Below are 17,089 nucleotides of genomic sequence, written 5' to 3'. Positions count from 1 at the left end.
CTGTATGCGGGATTTTGGAATGATAGTATGTACGGTCACAATAAGTATCCTATTGAAAAGCATCGTTCCTATTTATGCGGAACGATGTTTTTTATTTGTTGATCGCGAGGTAGAAAGATAATATTTTCTAATTTTTCGTTTATTTTAGAAATATTATTGCAATATAAATGCCACGGACGTAAACAATTTAACATCTTCCTGTTCTTTTTCTCAGAAAAATTCATGTTACGATTATAAAAACATAGCAACCAAAGAACATGGAGGGTAAAAGAATGCTTAAAAAAATTATAACAATTATAGCAGTTGCTGTACTCTCAGGAACTGTAAGTGCTAATGTACAAGCTGCAACTGTTACTGTACAAAAAGGGGATACCCTTTGGGATTTATCACGCGAAAATAATATATCATTAGAAAATATCCAAAAGTGGAATCATCTTACTTCGGACCATATCCAACCAGGAGATGTCCTAACCATTTCACTTGAAAAACCATATACAGTTAAACAAGGCGACACATTATGGAATATAGCCAAAGCCCATCAGGTAACGGTTTCGCAAATTAAAGAGTGGAACCAATTACATACCGATCTCATCCATCCGGGATTAACTTTATTAATCTATGATGGTTTAAATACTACTGCTAAAACTGTAAATGAAAAAACAACGGAGCCTGCTCCAACAGAAAGTGAGCCTGTTGCACAAGCACCAACGGAAAGCGCACCTGCTGTAGAGGCTGCATCCACTAGTAGTCCTACAAGTTCAAAGGGGATTAGTGTGAAAGCAACAGCCTATACGGCTTCGTGTGAGGGATGTTCGGGTACCACTGCTACTGGAGTTAACCTACTAGAAAATCCAAATGAAAGGGTCATCGCCGTTGACCCAAAAGTAATACCGCTTGGCAGTAAAGTTTATGTAGAAGGCTATGGTGAAGCAACCGCAGCAGATACTGGTGGAGCCATTAAAGGAAATCGAATTGATATCTTTATTCCTTCTGAACAAGATGCAATCAATTTTGGAGTAAAACAATTAAATGTAACCATATTAAACTAACAAGCTCAAAACCAGCGAATTTCAGTTTGTTCTCAAAACACTGCATCCCTTTGTTTATCAAGGCGCTGCAGTGTTTTGTTTTTAGTTAAATAGACTTAAAAAAAGGGTGCCCTAAAAGTAACTTTAGCCCTTTCTCTTAGGAGAGTATTGCCAAGCACATTATTTTAAGAATCGCTAGGATTAGATGTTGTAACAATAATCATGATTTTTTTGATGGAAAGCGTATAGTAACCGCAGTTCCCTCACCTTTTGAACTTTGGAAGTCAATTGTCCCTTTATATTTTTCTGCAATATTATAGCAAATCATCATACCTAATCCTGTCCCTTTCTTTTTTAAAGAGTAAAAAGGAGTACCAAGAGACTGAACTTCTGCTTCTGACATTCCGTGTCCATAATCGATTACTTTAATCTCAACGAAATCTTTCATCCTTCCAGAAGTTACAATAACAGGATCACCAATTTTGGAGGCCTCAATTGCGTTTTTAATAACATTTATTAGTAATTGCTTAAACTCTATGTTGTTAGCAGCAATATAGCAATCTTCTACCACATTTAATTCGATCTTATTATCATGTAAAAGCCCATATGAATGAAGTAAATCTGTCACACTCTGAAGAACAATCTTTACATTCACTGTTTCCGTTTCTTTATCTTTATTTGGCTTTGCAATAGATAAAAATTGAGAAATCACCTGTTCAGCTGTATTTAATTCATCAATCATCAAAGTAAAATGTCTTTTTACATCATCGCTATAGGAAGTGTCTTGTTCGTATAACTGCAAAAAACCTCTAACAACGGTCAAAGGATTTCTAATTTCATGAGCAACGGCAGCTGCTAGTTGTCCAGTTGTCTTCAATCGCTCTGAGTGTTGTATTTGTTCATAATATAATTGCTGTTTATTTATCCGTCCATACGATAAATAAAAAATATAATAGATCGTCACCTGGCTCCCTATAAAGTTAATAACATTTCCGATTAAATCCTGTTTTATATAGGGATATAAATTTCCTTGATCAATAAGCATAATGTAACTAAATGTAAATATTATTAATACACCGTTTAATAGTAAAGAAAAATAAAAGAGCTTTGCATCAAAAAATAAGATCGAAATTGCTGGAATAAAACATAGAAAAATAAAGGTGGACCAAGTGTCTGGATATAAAAAGAAAAGCGAATAAAAGTAAACGCACGCTACTATAATAATGATCATTCTAAAAACATGAGTTACATACTTAGGATAAAGCAATAAACATGCAGATAGAATGACAACAAGTACACTATGAGAAATATAACCAACCCCAAGTTCATCAAAACGTGGATTATCAATTAACAAACCCATTATCATAATGGTGATTACAATTAGCACTGTCATATAATATAGTTTTTTATTTATATGAGTATAAAATCCCTTCATACATACTCCTTTTGTTGTTACTTCAGTGATAGAGGTCTTGTTAATTCGACCGATTTTTTAGCTTTTTTCGGCATCTTTTTCAATTATAGTATTCCTTTGCTAACTTCATGAAATTTTTAGCTGGGGTAGAGACAAAATGATGTTCAAGCCAAATGACTCCTAAAGACGAGGTCATGTTGGGAGTGCTGATCGGCGTAGAGAAGAGACTTTTATCCCCATAGACATCAAAAACAGATTTCGGAACAATCGTTGCCCCCATTCCCCCCTTAACTAGTTCCATTAAGACATGCATATCAGAGCACTCCGCAATACTTCTGATTTGGAGATTTTGTCTAGTAAATGCTTCAATAAGCGTATTATAGATGCCCAAGCCCTCTGTACTAGGAATAATAAGGGGCTTATGCGAAATCTCTTCTAGAGAAATAATAGGTACTACATAATTGCTTACGAAAACAAAAGGCTCATTAATTAGATGAAGATAGGTCAAACCACGATGTTCAAGCGGGAGACGTACAAATGCAATTTCAATCACCCTGTCTTTTACCAATTCCGCTAAATAAAAGGAGTCATTTTGAACAATTTTTAGAGAAACAAGGGGATTATTTTTGTGAAAAGATTGAAGCATTTCCGAAAACCCCGAAACCGATAATGTATTGATTCCTACATTAAGAATACCCCTTTTTCCCTCCTCTGTATCCTGTAATTCATTTTTTATTTCTTCAAAACTGTTTACGAGATGCATTGCTCTTTTATAGAGTACATAGCCTTTATCGGTTAATTCCATACTCCTCCCATTTCTCTCGATTAATTTAACACCTAGCTCATCCTCTAATTGTTTCATCATTATGCTAAGTGGTGGTTGTGACAAATGCAGCCGATTTGCAGCTGCTGTTATATTCTTTTCCTCAGCTATTGCTATAAAATACCGTAATTGTTTAATGTCCATTGAATTCACCTTATATTTAAAAAATATATCGTTTTTATATAAATTATATATTTTTCATATAGTATATGTCCATGATATGATAACTATCGATTTCAATGCAAATAGAAAGGTGATCACATGGAACGACTTTTTAAATTAAATCAACATGGTACGACCATGACAAAAGAATTTTCTGCAGGTTTTATTTCATATTTAACGGCGTTCTACATCATTATTGTCAATGCAACGATTTTGGCAGTAGCAGGAATTCCGATGGAAGCAGGAATCATCTCGACCATATTAACCAGTTCTTTTGGATGCGTAATAGTTGGCCTATGGAGTAATACCCCTCTTATCCTCATTCCTGGTATGGGCCTTAATGCGATGTTTACTTATACGATCGTTCAAACTGGGGGATTTACTTGGCAGGAAGCGTTGGCGATGGTTTTCGTTGCAGGAATGATCTTTGTATTGATTGCCTTTACACCCATGGCGAAAATGATTATGACCTCTATTCCTAATTCGTTAAAAGAAGCCATTACCGTTGGGATTGGAATCTTATTGATCTTAATTGGATTTGACAATGCTGGTATTATTACAAATTCTGAGCATACCCTGCTTGCAATTGGAGATTTAAGCAGTCCCTCAGCAATCACTACATTCATTGGTTTGGTTATTACGGTTTTATTATTTATTAAAAATGTACCGGGAAACCTTTTAATAAGTATTATCATTACCTCGTTGTTATCGATTTGGCTTGGGGGAGGCACTTCTGAGGGGCTTTCCCTTTCAATGCCATCCTTTCATGGATACCTTGGCGTTTTTGGTCAGGCTTCGTGGTCACAAGTAGGTAATATTGTATTCTGGCTGACTTCCATCTCTTTTGCAATGGTCGTTGTGTTTGAAAATATTGGCTTGATTCATGGACATAGCAAAATGTTAAAAAAACCTGAGAGCAGTAAGAAATCACTCCAGGCTACAGCTGTTTCCGTTTTATATTCCGGGATCTTTGGAACAAGTCCTACTGTTGCATCAGTGGAAGGAGCAGCAGGAATTGCAGCCGGCGGAAAAACAGGGTTGACCAGCATTGTGACCGGAATATTGTTTCTCGTTTCGCTCTTGTTTATACCTGTCATTAAAATGGTTCCCGCAAGTGCAGTTTCCCCTATTCTGATATTAATAGGCGTTCTTATGTTGCAAAACATTGTTCGTATTTCAATGGATGACTTAACAGAGAGCTTTCCGGCCCTTCTAATAATTGTATTGATTCCATTAACCTATAGTATTGCAGATGGCATGTCTTTTGGCTTTATTCTATACCCATTGATGAAGCTTTTATTGGGGAAAGGAAAAGAAGTTCACCCTGTCCTTTATTTGATCGCCATTCTATTTATTGGAAATTTTATTATTCAATACGTATTTTAGTGACAAAGTTATTACCTGCAAGCTCCGGCTACACCTGGATACGGTTTTACTTCATATTTTGACATTATTTTGAAAGACCACTCATTTTAGTACAGTGCCTGTTATACTCCGAATACTGTTGATGAATTCGACAAAATGCGGGTGATGACAGGCACTTACAGTATTTACTTATGATACGGCTCACCGTAACAGATATACCAGCGAAAACTTATCTTTCAGAAGGTCTCTTACCTTCTGAAATAAGATGATTGATTCTTTCAATTAATTGAGGCAGTTCACTCATCGTTTGAATCGTAAAATCGGCTCCATATCGTAAAAAGGACTGTTCCGTTTTAGCAATGGCTTTCTCTTGATCCGCTTCAGAAAGGGCATTAAATTCAGCTAAGCTTAGTCCCATTTCCGAACTTCCAATGATGACACCTACTGACCAAACACCAGCATTAATCGCCTCTTTGATATCTGAGGTCGTATCACCTACTTTTACTACCTTCCATGAAGCTGATAATTTTAATGCTTCCATGTTTCGATAAATCATATAAGGATACGGTCTTCCAAGCGAATTCGTTCCATCAGGCGTGATGTAAAAATCCGGACTATAGCCTTTTTTCATTGCATTAGGAACAACAACATCCATCATCGTTTGGGTATATCCTGTTGTCGAACCAATTTTCAACCCTTGGCTTCTTATTTCTTGGACAGCATCAATCACCCCAGGAATTGGATCAGTATACTCTGATAATGAGACAAGCAGTGCAGGTTCAAATTCAGCATACAAGGTCTCGACATCTTGTTCAGTAAACACTCTTCCAAACTTTTCTTCCCATAATGCAGCTATTCTAGGCATCGACAGCATCGCGCGAATATGGTCAATTTTCAACATCCCCATTGGCTCTCGTGCTTCTTCCATCGTCACTTCAATGCCCGCATTTTTAAAAATATCAATAAAAACATTTACTGGTGCAAAGCAGCCAAAATCAACTGCTGTCCCAGCCCAATCAAGAATGACTCCTTCTACTCTATTCATTTTGTCACCACTCCCATATATTCTTCAATAATTCGGCATAAATCTTCGATATCTTCTTGATAGATTTCACCAATGTTTCCAATTCGGAACGTATTCTCGTCTGTTAATTTACCAGGATAGAGCACATATCCTCTTTCTTTCACAAATGAATAGAATTCCGCAAAGTTAAAGTGTTCATTTGGAAAAAGAAAAGCTGTAATAATAGGAGACTGCTTTTCTTCTGAAATATAAGCCTTAAACCCTAGTATTTCCATTCTCTCTCTTAAAATCCTATTATTCTGCTGGTAGCGGGCAAATCTTGCGGGTATTCCTCCCTCTTCTTCGAGTTCATCAATCGCTCGGGCAAATGCAGCTACAACATGTGTTGGCGAGGTAAAGCGCCATTTTCCATCCTTGTCCATTTCTTTCCATTGATCATATAAATCTAAAGATAAACTGCGTGAATTTCCTTTACAAGTTAATAGTTTCTCTTTTTTGGCAATGACAAAAGCAAATCCGGGAACTCCTTGGATACATTTATTCGCGCTGCTGATTAAATAATCGATGCCGAGTTCTGAGACATTGATTTCCATACCGCCAAAACTACTCATCGCATCAATAATGATTGTTTTCCCAAATTCGCTCGAAAGTTTTGCCATCATTTCAATAGGATTTAAAATTCCGGTTGTTGTTTCACAATGCACCATCATGATATGGGTAATTTCCTGATCTGCCTTTAAAATCCCTCTGATTTCTTCCACATTTGGATGTTCGTTGTAAGCAGCATCGTATACCCGATAGTTTAGCCCAATATATTGAGCCGTTTTGACCATTCGCTCCCCATATGCGCCGTTCGAAATAATGAGTAGTTTATCTTGAGTCGAAATCGCAGACATCATCACGGATTCAACCGAAAACGAGCCGCTTCCCTGCATTAGAACAGCTGTATAGTCGTCTTTAGAAGTCCCAGCTAATTCAAGAAGCTTTGTTCTTATCTTTTGCGTAATCTGTTTATATTCATTGTCCCAGGTACAGCGGTCAGAAAGCATCTCTTCTTTTACCGTAGTTGACGTCGTCAAAGGTCCGGGTGTTAACAATTTATAGTGAACCATGTTCACATACCTCCCTAAGAATCGTAATTTTTTTAGAGGAAAAGATACTGAGGAATTCATGCTAAACATAGAACTTCCTCTTCTATGTTTAGTGAGGAACAATCCATCAATCCAAAGTTTCCTATGTTAATTAGAATTTGCAGGAAAATAACGCTTTTTCAAACGCGTTGAAATCACTTCTAATACAAATGCAATAATTAAAATTCCATAGGTAATAAATCCAACTTCCTTCAGATTGAAATAGAAACCGGAGGCCATAAAAAGTTCAAACCCGATACCACCTGCTCCTGCTGCAGCCCCCATTGCGACAGCTACGCCGAAGTTGATTTCAAATCGTAAGAAAACCCATGACAATAAGTAAGTAAAAGTTGAAGGTAATACACCTCTTGTTACGATATGCCACCAATTAGCACCCGTTGCTTGCAATGCCTCAATGATTCCTTTATCAACTTCTTCAAATGCCTCAGAGAAGGCTTTAACTAAATAGGCAACGGAATGAAATAACATTCCCAAAATAGCTGCTTCGCTTCCTAAACCGGCTGCAATCGCAAAAATTAACACCCACAAGACCGTTGGAACAGCCCGGATAATGGCGACAACTACACGGACAATTCTTACTGTCCATTTATTTGATAAGTTTGTGGCCGCCATCAATGAAAGGAAGAAAGCAATGACAGCACCAATCACCGTTGCAAGGAAGGCTAAACCAAGAGTAATAACCATTTGATAGAAGGCTTCTTCCATACTGAAATGGCTTATTGCCGGATGCAAGAACATCACGTTCAAGTTATAAGCTGTTTCCGTTATGGCTGATTTGATATTCAGCCCTGTATAGTTAAATAATACAAAAGCAACGATGGTCAAAATAGTCAGGATGATCAAAGTCCAAGTTACGACCTGATCGACTTTGTTCCCCACCTTAATATTAATTCGGCCGTCTTTTTTTCTCCTGATCTGCACCGCTTCCATTATAGAATCACCTTCCGAATATAATTTGAAATCAGGTCAACCACAATAACGGCAATGACAATACATAAGGTAACGAGTCCGACAGCATTATAATTCAAGGTTTTGTAGTACATATCAAATGTATAACCGATTCCTGTCCCTGTTAACATGCCAACCAATGTAGCACTTCGAATATTCGTTTCGATCATAAACAAGATCCAGCTCAGCATCTGCGGCAAGCATTGAGGAATAACGGCCTTGCTTACAATTTGGAAATAGGTCGCTCCTGTTGCAGTTAGTGCTTCAACAGAACCTTGCCCGACTTCATCAATGCTCTCAATAAACGCCCTCGTTAAAAATCCTACCGTCCCTACAAACAGCGCTAAAAACCCTGTCACTGAATTTTGTCCAAAAGATATGAGTAAGATCAATGACCATGCAACCACTGGAATATTTCTTGATACGGAAGCAACGAAACGGGCAAACACACTTAATAAGCTGTTTACCTTAGTGGTATTAGATCCGAATAACCCTAAAAAGAGAGAAACAGCTGCTGCTAACGTTGTTGCGGCAATGGACATAAAAATCGTTTCTACTAACTTTTCCAAAATCATAGGCAATCTTGCCAATGACTCCTGAGTAATCAAAAGGTTTGATATCATCCAGCCTGCTGCTTCAGGAATGGTCGCTAATCCATCTAAAAAATTAAATTGTGTGATAAATGAAGACCAGTAGGTTAGAACGATGATGATGAGCAGAAAAATGACTGACTGCCATCTGTTTTTACGCATCACTTTTTCATTCACAGTTATTTCTCCTTATTCTATGATTAATTCCTTCGTCTTCGTCCCATAAATCTTGCGAATTTGTTCTTCAGAAAGTTCATTACTTGCACCTTCAAAGACAATTTCACCATGATTCAAACCAATGATACGATCAGAGTAATTTTGCGCTACTTCTACTTGATGCAAATTAACTAAACATGTAATACCAAGCTCAGTTGTAAATGCTTTTAAATGGTCCATAATAATTTTGGAGGAATTCGGATCAAGTGAAGCAATCGGCTCATCACAAAGAACTAATTTCGGTTCTTGAATAAGCGCTCGACAGATCCCGACACGTTGCTGCTGGCCGCCACTTAACTGGTCACAGCGTTTATAGGCATGCTCTTGAATGCCTAATTTCTCAAGCAGTTCAAAGGCGCGTTTTTTCTCTTCCTCTGAGTATCTGCCTAAAATCCCCTGCATCGTTGTTTTATAGCCAAACCTGCCATGTAGGACATTCTCAATCACTGTCAAACGGGGAACCAGATTATAATGTTGAAACACCATTCCAATGTTGGTTCGCATTTTCCGCAGCTCTCTTTTATTTAAACGGCCAACATCTTGTTGATTAAACATAATCTTACCTTCATTATATTCAACCATTCGATTGATACAGCGTAAAAAAGTTGACTTACCTGCCCCCGACGGACCAATGATGGAAACAAATTCACCAGAATTTATTTCCAGGTTGATATTCTTCAATATTTTCTTGTCAGGTGAATATGATTTTCCAAGTCCTTCAACCTTTAATAATGCCATTTGAATTGACTCCTTTTTATAAGCTTCATTGTAAGAAAGTGCTTGTTCAGCACTCTCTTACAGTTTACTTTCTTCTTTAAAAAGAAAATTATTTTGAAAGTTCGCGGATGGGATCATACCATTTGTCTTCAACAGCAACAAGTCTTTCGTTACCTTTTTTAGCGAAAAGAGCAGACTGTCCTGAACCTTCAGGGGCAAAGATTTTTTCATTGTTTGCAAAATCATCAGAAGTGAAGAGAGCTTGGATTTTATCAAAGTCCTCCTGGCCAAGTGCATCCTTGTTCACAACAAATGGTTCATTTAATACCGGTGTTACGCTCATCAAAGTAAATTCTTTGCCTACAACCGTGTTAAATGGTTCAGCCGCTCCATCTTTCACACGATATACAGAACCTACTTTATTTGCCTCACCTTTTGAAACCTCTACATAATCTTTTACACATGTATCACAGAATGCTGCCACATCTGCTTTACCTGATAATAAATTAACGGCAGATCCTTGGTGAGAGTTTCCAAATAATACTTGTGAGAATAATGGACCGCCTTGCATTAAATCTTCTTGTGTTAAATTTGCATATTTTTGCTGCTTTGAAAAATGAGCAATAATATTTTGGGATGGTACTTTAAATCCAGAAGTTGAGCTGTTTGACACAAAAGAGAATCTTGTATTCGCTAATTTATCCAGTGAAAATTTTCCGTTTTCTTTAAACTTATCCTGCTCGTCTACATTAACAGCTAACCAGCTGTGATACATTGCATCATCTAAAGTACCTGATTCTCCTGTTTTTACCACAATCGTTTGAACTGCTTTATTACGTTTATTCGCTTCCACATAACTTTGCGCACCCGTGAAGGCAAGATCAGCTTTACCGTTCACTAACGTTTCAATGGCAATTGCATAATCAGTTGTTAATTGATGCTCTACTTTTTTACCAGTTGCTTCTGAAATTAAGCGGCCAATTTCATCACGAGATGCTTTTAAATTTTCCCCGGATTCGTTCGGATACCAAACCATTTTAATCACATCGTCTGTCTTTGCCTTACCACCTTTATTACCGCTGGCATTATTGTTATTACCTCCGCTGCATGCCGCTAAGAAAACAGAGACTAGTAAAAATACAGTTAGCAATAATTTTGTTTTCATGTTCTTATCCCCTTATTAATAAATTGACATTAAAATTTGTTTGACATCTTCTTTGGTCATATCAACCGGGTTGTTATCCATTCGTCCTTTAGTAAAAGCATTTCCTGCGATTCTTTCAATTATTTCCTCATTTGCATGATAATCTCTTAATCTGCTTGAAAAACCGGATAATTTAAAGAAGTATTCGATTCGCTCTTGTATTTCCTGACAGCTGCTCACTCCAAAAGCTTGTAGTAATTTATCACTCTCAAAAATAGAGGCTAAGTTTAATTCCATTACTTTAGCCAAAGTGATACTAGCTGCAATGCCGTGCACCATTCCAAGTTCCAACGTGAGAGGATATGAAATGGAATGACATGCGGTCGTTCTTGTATTGCTGAATGCCAATCCAGCATACAAGCTGCCCAAAGCCAATTCTTTTCTTAAAGACACTTCCTGTGGATGTGTTAGGACATCTTCAAGGTTTTGAACAATACGACTGATTGCTTCTAATGAATAAACCCTTGAAATTTCATTTGAGTTTTTTGACCAGTAAGCTTCCGTGGCATGACACAAGGCATCCAATGCCGTTGAAGCGGTTAGACTCATCGGTAATGAGGCCGTTAGTACCGGATTGATGATTGCTGTATGGGCATATAAGTTTTCAGAGTCAACGGACAATTTTACTCCGTTCGCATTGTCCCAAATCGTTGCCCAGCAAGTCACCTCAGAACCAGTTCCAGATGTAGTCGGTATGGCAACCCATGGAACTCTGTTTGGATTTTCCGCATAAAGTTTTTCTTTAATCACAGTTCGTAATATAGAAACGGAATCTACTTCCATCTTCTTTAAAGCAGCTAAGGATTTTGCAAGATCGAGAACACTTCCCCCCCCAATGCCTACTATACATTCGTAATCAAACTCTTTAATCAGTTGTGCATATCGAAATAAGTCTTCGATATCAGGATTGGATATTTGTACATCAAGCTGTCTGATTTCAAATTTTGCAAGATATTTTTCCAAAGCTTGTCCAGCTTGTGATATTGAAAAATCACCTCCTCGAGTTAACAGCAAAATCTTGTGTGGTTTAAAACTTAAATTATTCAATACATTCTCGATTACCTCGAGAGAATCTATTTTGATTTTTACCGGATTATAGTACCTACCCATTATTCATGTCCTTTCTAACGAGCTCTTTATTCTGTAGTCTAGATTGTTTCGTTTGCCTTACAATGCAAGATTAATCCGTTTTTTGCTGTTTTACAATGAGTTTTACAGTTTCATTACACAATATCAACATAGTTTACGTGATGTTTACATAATTTTATATGAATTCTGTATATTTTTTGCGTTATATTGCCGCATTTTTCTTTATTTTAAGGGTATAATCATTAGTATATTATTTACTTATGGACTTTTATCATGATATTGGAGGGCGGTATTTTGTTACAAGAACAAAGACATCATGAAATTGAAACCTTCTTAAAGCAGCAAAAAGCTGTAAAAGCTGCAGAACTGGCTTCATTATTAGATGTCTCCATCGATACAATTAGAAGAGATTTAGAGGTCTTGGAGAAAAAGGGTATTGTAAAACGGGTTCACGGAGGAGCGATCTTAAAACAAAAAGAGGATACTGCACTTAATAAACTTTTTAACGAAAGAGAAGTCAAAAATTTAGAGAAAAAAAAACAACTTGCCTTAGTAGCTGTTGAATTAATTGAAGAGGGGCAAGCCATCGCTTTAAATGGTGGAACCACTACCATTGAACTTGCAAAAGTCTTGGCAGACAAATTCGAAAGATTAACCATTATCACCAATGATCTGCGAATTGTAGGTATTCTTGGAAAGAATGAAAATCTTAACATTATTCTATCAGGTGGTTTTTATAATCCAGAAGAATGCACGTTATATGGAAAACATTGTGAGGACATTCTATCTAATTTTAATATTGATATCGCCTTTATTACGGTTAATGCCTTATCATTTGAACATGGTTTAACAGATTTTAGAATCCATGAAGTTGGGGTGATTCAGTCCATTCTGTCACGTTCAAAACATAAAGTTGTCGTGGCAGATTCGTCAAAATTCGAAACTAATGCTTATATTAATATTTGTCCATTAGAAAATATTGATTTAATCGTAACAGACAGTTCCCTTCCTTCAATTATAGAAAAGGAATATAGTGAACATCATATTCGAATTCTTACACCTCACTCAGATTTATCTAATGAGTAATTTTTAAAATAACAATGCCTGTCACTCCCCGCGAGGTTCTCGACAAAATGCGGGCGGTGACAGGCACTTATTTCATGCTATGGTTAGTTGTTTTTTTACATTTTTAAAAATGGATTATAAAACCGATTCCCATCCTGAAAAGTGATGATGAGTGATAATATCAATGTAGCAATAACCACCACAAGTGCAAGGTAATCCTTTCTCCTAAATGGCCGTGCACTGTACCACGTGCGTTTCTTGTTTTTTCCGAAGCCCCGCAGTTCCATTGCATTACTGATTACTTCGATACGATCCAAGCTGGATAATATGAGCGGCACGATAATCGAGGCGGTATTTTTTATTCGCTTTGACAACTTTTCTTTTCTCGACATGTCTATTCCACGTGCCTGCTGAGAAATCGCAATATTGCGGAAGTCCCGCTGAATGTCAGGAATGTATCTTAATGCAAGTGCCACGGAATAAACAATTCGGTAGCTAACACCAATTCGGTTAAGCGAAGCCGCGAATTCACTAGGATGAGTCGTAACGATGAATAGGATTGCTACCGGGATCACTGTAAAATATTTGATCGTGATATTAAATTGATAGAAAAGCTGTTCCATTGTCAGGTTGTATCGTCCAAAAATTTCAAATACCACATGGCTTGTGCCGTATATATTCACACCTTCTTGAGGAGAAAAAAGGTAAATTGCAATATTGTTTAGCAGTAAAAAAATTAAAATAAAAAATAAGACAAAGGAAATTTCCTTTATTTTTATTTCTGACAATACAAAAACGAAGATACTTGCAGCCAACAAAAACAGGAGCACCCGAGTATCATAGGTGAGCATTGCAGCGGTCGACCACATGATAAAGCAGAGGAGTTTTGTCACCCCTGTAAGCTGATGGATGGGTGAACGCCGCTCAATATAGGCTAGCATTTCTACAGCCATCTTTTTCGAACCTCCTTATCATAGGCAATAAAACGTCCAACAAATTCTCTCGGTTCGCCAATCCCTGCCTTAATCGCCAATTTGAATAACGAGGTTTCCTTTAAATTCGCTTTCTCGATCACTTCACGATTGGTAAGAATATTCGCAGCTGTATCATCGGCAATTTTTTCACCCCCAGCAATTACAATCGCCCTTGGAGTATATTCAAGCATTAAGTGCATATCATGGGTAATCATGATGATTGTAATCCCATGCTCGTTTAACCCCGCTAAAAACTCCATAATTTCTGTGTAATGTTTGAAGTCCTGACCCGCTGTCGGTTCATCTAAAATAATGATTTCCGATTCAAGCACTAGAATGGAAGCAATTGTCACTCTTTTTCTCTGGCCAAAGCTTAAAGCAGAAATTGGCCAGTTTCGAAAAGGATAAAGTCCGCAAACTTTTAAAGTTTTTTCAACTCGATCCTTTATTTCTGCTTCTGGTACCCCTCTTAATACAAGACCGAGTGCCACCTCATCAAAAATCATATGCTTGGATATCATTTGGTTTGGATTTTGCATGACGAGTCCAATTCTTAGTGAGCGCTCCTTAATCGTATCCTTTGAAATATCCTTCCCGTTAAACAGAATACGCCCTGACATTGGTTTTTCAAAACCGCAAATGAGCTTGGAAAGTGTCGATTTTCCCGCACCATTTTTACCGGCAATCGCAATCATTTCTCCTTTATTAATAGAAAAGGAAACATTCCGAATCGTTTCCTGACCAGGCTGATAGCCAAAATAAATGTCCTCGAGTTCCAAAATAGGAGCGGTCGCTGCCTTCGGTTTGGGCGGACTGGTTCCTTCGAACCAAGACATGAGCTTGTCCTTAAACATATTTGTTTGAAACGAATGGATATGTGAAGGTTTCATTTCTTCCTTCACAAGAATGCCAGCATATTTCACTGCTTTTACATATAATGGCTCACGAAGATTGGCGTTTTCTAAAATGGATGAAGACAATAGTTCATCGGGCTTCATATCAGCTACAATCCGACCTTCATCCATGACGATGATTCGATCAACTGGGCAATCCAATACATCCTCGAGCCGGTGCTCAATGATGACGACTGTTGTATTCGTTTCTTTCTGAATGCGATCAATAAGCGCTATCGCATGTTTTCCTGTTGCTGGGTCAAGATTGGCAAGCGGCTCGTCAAAGAGAAGAATGTCAACATCGTCTACCATCACACCTGCAAGTGATACCCGTTGCTTTTGCCCGCCAGATAATTGATGAGTGGAAGCATGTAAATAATCATTCATCCCAACCATTTCTGCAACTTCTGCTACAATTGAAAGCATTTTTTCCTGTGACCTGCAATCGTTTTCTAATGCAAATGCAATATCCTCTCCAACCGTAAGCCCAATAAATTGGCCGTCAGGATCCTGTAAAACCGTGCCAACCATTTTGGATAAGGAAAAAACGTCGAGCATTTTCGTTTCCTGGCCCAAGATTTTTAAACTCCCAGTTATATCCCCCTTGTAGGAAAATGGGACAAGGCCATTTATACAATGGCCGATTGTACTTTTTCCTGACCCCGAAGGCCCAACGATCAGTACTTTTTCTCCCTCATAAATCGTCAAATTAATATTTTGAAGGGTAGGCTTTGTCTGGCTTCGGTATTTAAAGCTGAAATTTTCAAATTGAATAACCGGGCGATGATAGACACCACCCGATCGTTGCTGAATGTTTTTATTTGAATTCATTCTTTTTCCAGGCTCCCGCTTTGAACCCGTGTTTTGGCATAGGCGATTAGCAGCAGTGTTCCAATTACACCAACCGTAACAATGTTGGAAAGTCCTGCAACAATCCCTTGTGTGTAGACTTTATTCGCTGGTTCTGCATAAATCCATATATCCAATGTCGGTGCAACAAGAAACCATCCGAATGCTTGAGCAAGTGCTTGGACTATATTAAATGAAATGATTTGTTTTGCTCGGAATACACCTGATTCAATATTGATCTTTTTCGAGACAAGGCCGATTAAAAATCCAACAAGCATAGAAACAAGAACCCAGCTCCACCATGGTGAACCGTAAAAAATCGCATCTTTCAATGCATGCCCGATTAAACCAATAAGTCCTCCTGCAATCGGGCCAAAAATAACCGCCATCAAGGCTAAAAAGGCATACGCTGATTGAATTTCCGTGTTTGGAATTCCTGTTGGGATTGAAACGAATCTGCCTAAGATCACAAAGATTGCCGCTCCAATTCCAATTGCAACAATTGTTTGAATGGATAATAATTTGCTTCCCCGCATGTCAAACTCCCCCTTTTTGAAAATCTTTCTAGTAATAGGTATGAAAACACTTTATTGATTATAGCTTATTTTTGGAATCCTGCGAATTGAAATTTTCCATTTTGAGCCAGTTTCGATATGATATGCTTGGGCAAATGAACCTTGGTTAATCGCCACTCCAAGCTTATCCAGTGAATTGACAAATAGGAGTGGTTCTCCTAAATGACTGTCAGCGAAAGAGCGTCCATATGTCATGATATTTTTATACACTTGCCGGATATCATTTTGGATCGTTACTTCAAATGAATCGCCATACTTAACATCCAATTGTTTGAAAAGCGTTCGATCAATATTGGTCCAAAGGTTGCCGAAGCGAATATCCAGAATATCAATATTGCCTATAAGGGCACCTTCCTCAAGATAAGGTTCAAATTTTGCAAGCTGAATAATGGATTCTACAGGAACCTCAGGCCCTATTTGTTCAAAGGTAATGACACCTGAAGCAAGTCTGGCAGCGGTATAAGCATACACATCACGACCATGGAATGTATACGATTCACCCGAGTTTGGCAAGCGATTGACAGTTTCATCAATGATTCTTGCTTCTAGAACACCGATTTCTGCTTTTATATGAGTAAGTGTCCCATTATCAGGAGTAACAATATATTGATTTTTGGCAGTTTTGACGACAATGCTGCGGCGTTCCGTTCCTACCCCTGGATCGACAACGGAAACAAACACGGTTTCTTCAGGCCAATACGAAGTGGTCTGATATAAGCGATAGGACGCTTCCCAAATATTATATTGTGGTATATCATGGGTGAGGTCAAAAATTCGAAGGGAAGGGTTAACTGAAATCGCCACTCCATACATTGCACTTACTGCCCCATCGCTTATACCAAAATCCGTTTGTAAAACTAAATTTCTTTTCGTCATTCATAATCTCTCCCAAATTTAAAATTGTCCTTTTGGACATAAAAAAACCACGCCCTTATCGATTACGATAAGGACGTGGTTGAATTCACGTGGTACCACCTTATTTTGCCGTTTGCTCACGCAACT

16 protein-coding genes and 1 other annotated feature (1 of these 17 cut by a window edge) are annotated in these 17,089 nt (G+C 37.8%); of the genes, 3 read left to right on the top strand and 13 right to left on the bottom strand.

Annotated elements, in window-relative coordinates; genetic code table 11:
* The first annotated feature begins 272 nt into the window (after positions 1-272).
* On the top strand, positions 273-1,049 hold the full coding sequence (locus AC3ANL_RS00290) for a 3D domain-containing protein (protein ID WP_488327298.1): 777 nt from the start codon (positions 273-275) through the stop codon (positions 1,047-1,049).
* A 199-nt stretch (positions 1,050-1,248) separates the two neighbouring features.
* On the opposite strand, the gene AC3ANL_RS00285 is transcribed toward AC3ANL_RS00290, so the two are convergent.
* Both AC3ANL_RS00285 and AC3ANL_RS00280 read right to left on the bottom strand, forming a co-directional pair.
* A complete protein-coding gene (locus tag AC3ANL_RS00285; RefSeq protein WP_488327297.1) occupies positions 1,249-2,463 on the bottom strand; it encodes an ATP-binding protein in 1,215 nt (404 codons plus the stop codon).
* Between the two features lie 79 nt (positions 2,464-2,542).
* Entirely contained in the window at positions 2,543-3,409 is an 867-nt protein-coding gene (locus AC3ANL_RS00280; protein WP_488327296.1) for a LysR family transcriptional regulator, read from the bottom strand.
* Between the two features lie 117 nt (positions 3,410-3,526).
* Here AC3ANL_RS00280 and AC3ANL_RS00275 point away from each other — a divergent pair, with 117 nt between their 5' ends.
* Complete coding sequence (locus tag AC3ANL_RS00275) at positions 3,527-4,813, top strand: NCS2 family permease (RefSeq protein ID WP_488327295.1); 1,287 nt, start codon at positions 3,527-3,529, stop codon at positions 4,811-4,813.
* Positions 4,814-5,021: 208 nt separating this feature from the next.
* Here AC3ANL_RS00275 and phnX read toward each other — a convergent pair whose 3' ends face one another.
* The 7 genes from phnX to AC3ANL_RS00240 form a co-directional block, all read right to left on the bottom strand.
* A complete protein-coding gene (phnX, locus tag AC3ANL_RS00270; RefSeq protein ID WP_488327294.1) occupies positions 5,022-5,837 on the bottom strand; it encodes a phosphonoacetaldehyde hydrolase in 816 nt (271 codons plus the stop codon).
* On the bottom strand, positions 5,834-6,928 hold the full coding sequence (phnW, locus tag AC3ANL_RS00265) for a 2-aminoethylphosphonate--pyruvate transaminase (protein WP_488327293.1): 1,095 nt from the start codon (positions 6,926-6,928) through the stop codon (positions 5,834-5,836). The genes phnX and phnW overlap by 4 nt, the downstream gene beginning before the upstream one ends.
* Before the next feature lie 126 nt (positions 6,929-7,054).
* On the bottom strand, positions 7,055-7,897 hold the full coding sequence (locus tag AC3ANL_RS00260; protein ID WP_488327292.1) for an ABC transporter permease subunit: 843 nt from the start codon (positions 7,895-7,897) through the stop codon (positions 7,055-7,057).
* Positions 7,897-8,682 (bottom strand): phosphonate ABC transporter, permease protein PhnE, encoded by a 786-nt coding sequence (phnE, locus tag AC3ANL_RS00255; RefSeq protein WP_488327291.1) that lies wholly within the window; start codon positions 8,680-8,682, stop codon positions 7,897-7,899. Before phnE ends, AC3ANL_RS00260 begins: the two co-directional genes overlap by 1 nt.
* Positions 8,683-8,694: 12 nt before the next feature.
* Positions 8,695-9,459 (bottom strand): phosphonate ABC transporter ATP-binding protein, encoded by a 765-nt coding sequence (gene phnC / locus AC3ANL_RS00250; RefSeq protein WP_488327290.1) that lies wholly within the window; start codon positions 9,457-9,459, stop codon positions 8,695-8,697.
* A gap of 88 nt (positions 9,460-9,547) precedes the next feature.
* On the bottom strand, positions 9,548-10,603 hold the full coding sequence (locus tag AC3ANL_RS00245) for a PhnD/SsuA/transferrin family substrate-binding protein (RefSeq protein ID WP_488327289.1): 1,056 nt from the start codon (positions 10,601-10,603) through the stop codon (positions 9,548-9,550).
* Between the two features lie 15 nt (positions 10,604-10,618).
* A complete protein-coding gene (locus tag AC3ANL_RS00240) occupies positions 10,619-11,752 on the bottom strand; it encodes a phosphonoacetaldehyde reductase (RefSeq protein ID WP_488327288.1) in 1,134 nt (377 codons plus the stop codon).
* A 273-nt stretch (positions 11,753-12,025) separates the two neighbouring features.
* Here AC3ANL_RS00240 and AC3ANL_RS00235 point away from each other — a divergent pair, with 273 nt between their 5' ends.
* The gene (locus AC3ANL_RS00235; protein ID WP_488327287.1) at positions 12,026-12,817 is read left to right on the top strand and encodes a DeoR/GlpR family DNA-binding transcription regulator; all 792 of its coding nucleotides are present in this window, start codon (positions 12,026-12,028) and stop codon (positions 12,815-12,817) included.
* Positions 12,818-12,912: 95 nt separating this feature from the next.
* Here AC3ANL_RS00235 and AC3ANL_RS00230 read toward each other — a convergent pair whose 3' ends face one another.
* From AC3ANL_RS00230 to AC3ANL_RS00215, 4 genes are read right to left on the bottom strand one after another with little or no spacing between them, the layout of a single operon-like run.
* Positions 12,913-13,749, bottom strand: coding sequence for an energy-coupling factor transporter transmembrane component T family protein (locus AC3ANL_RS00230; RefSeq protein WP_488327286.1), 837 nt, complete (start codon positions 13,747-13,749; stop codon positions 12,913-12,915).
* Positions 13,740-15,494 carry an ABC transporter ATP-binding protein gene (locus tag AC3ANL_RS00225; protein ID WP_488327285.1) on the bottom strand — a complete coding sequence of 585 codons (1,755 nt, stop codon included), beginning with the start codon at positions 15,492-15,494 and terminating at the stop codon, positions 13,740-13,742. Before AC3ANL_RS00225 ends, AC3ANL_RS00230 begins: the two co-directional genes overlap by 10 nt.
* Entirely contained in the window at positions 15,491-16,048 is a 558-nt protein-coding gene (locus tag AC3ANL_RS00220; RefSeq protein WP_488327284.1) for an ECF-type riboflavin transporter substrate-binding protein, read from the bottom strand. The genes AC3ANL_RS00225 and AC3ANL_RS00220 overlap by 4 nt, the downstream gene beginning before the upstream one ends.
* Positions 16,049-16,099: 51 nt before the next feature.
* On the bottom strand, positions 16,100-16,963 hold the full coding sequence (locus AC3ANL_RS00215) for an SAM hydrolase/SAM-dependent halogenase family protein (RefSeq protein WP_488327283.1): 864 nt from the start codon (positions 16,961-16,963) through the stop codon (positions 16,100-16,102).
* Between the two features lie 66 nt (positions 16,964-17,029).
* Positions 17,030-17,089: a binding site (T-box leader), on the bottom strand (it continues 212 nt past the right edge of the window).

The organism is Neobacillus sp. DHD-1R (assembly GCF_057747995.1).
This window is presented reverse-complemented; position numbering and strand designations above follow the sequence as displayed.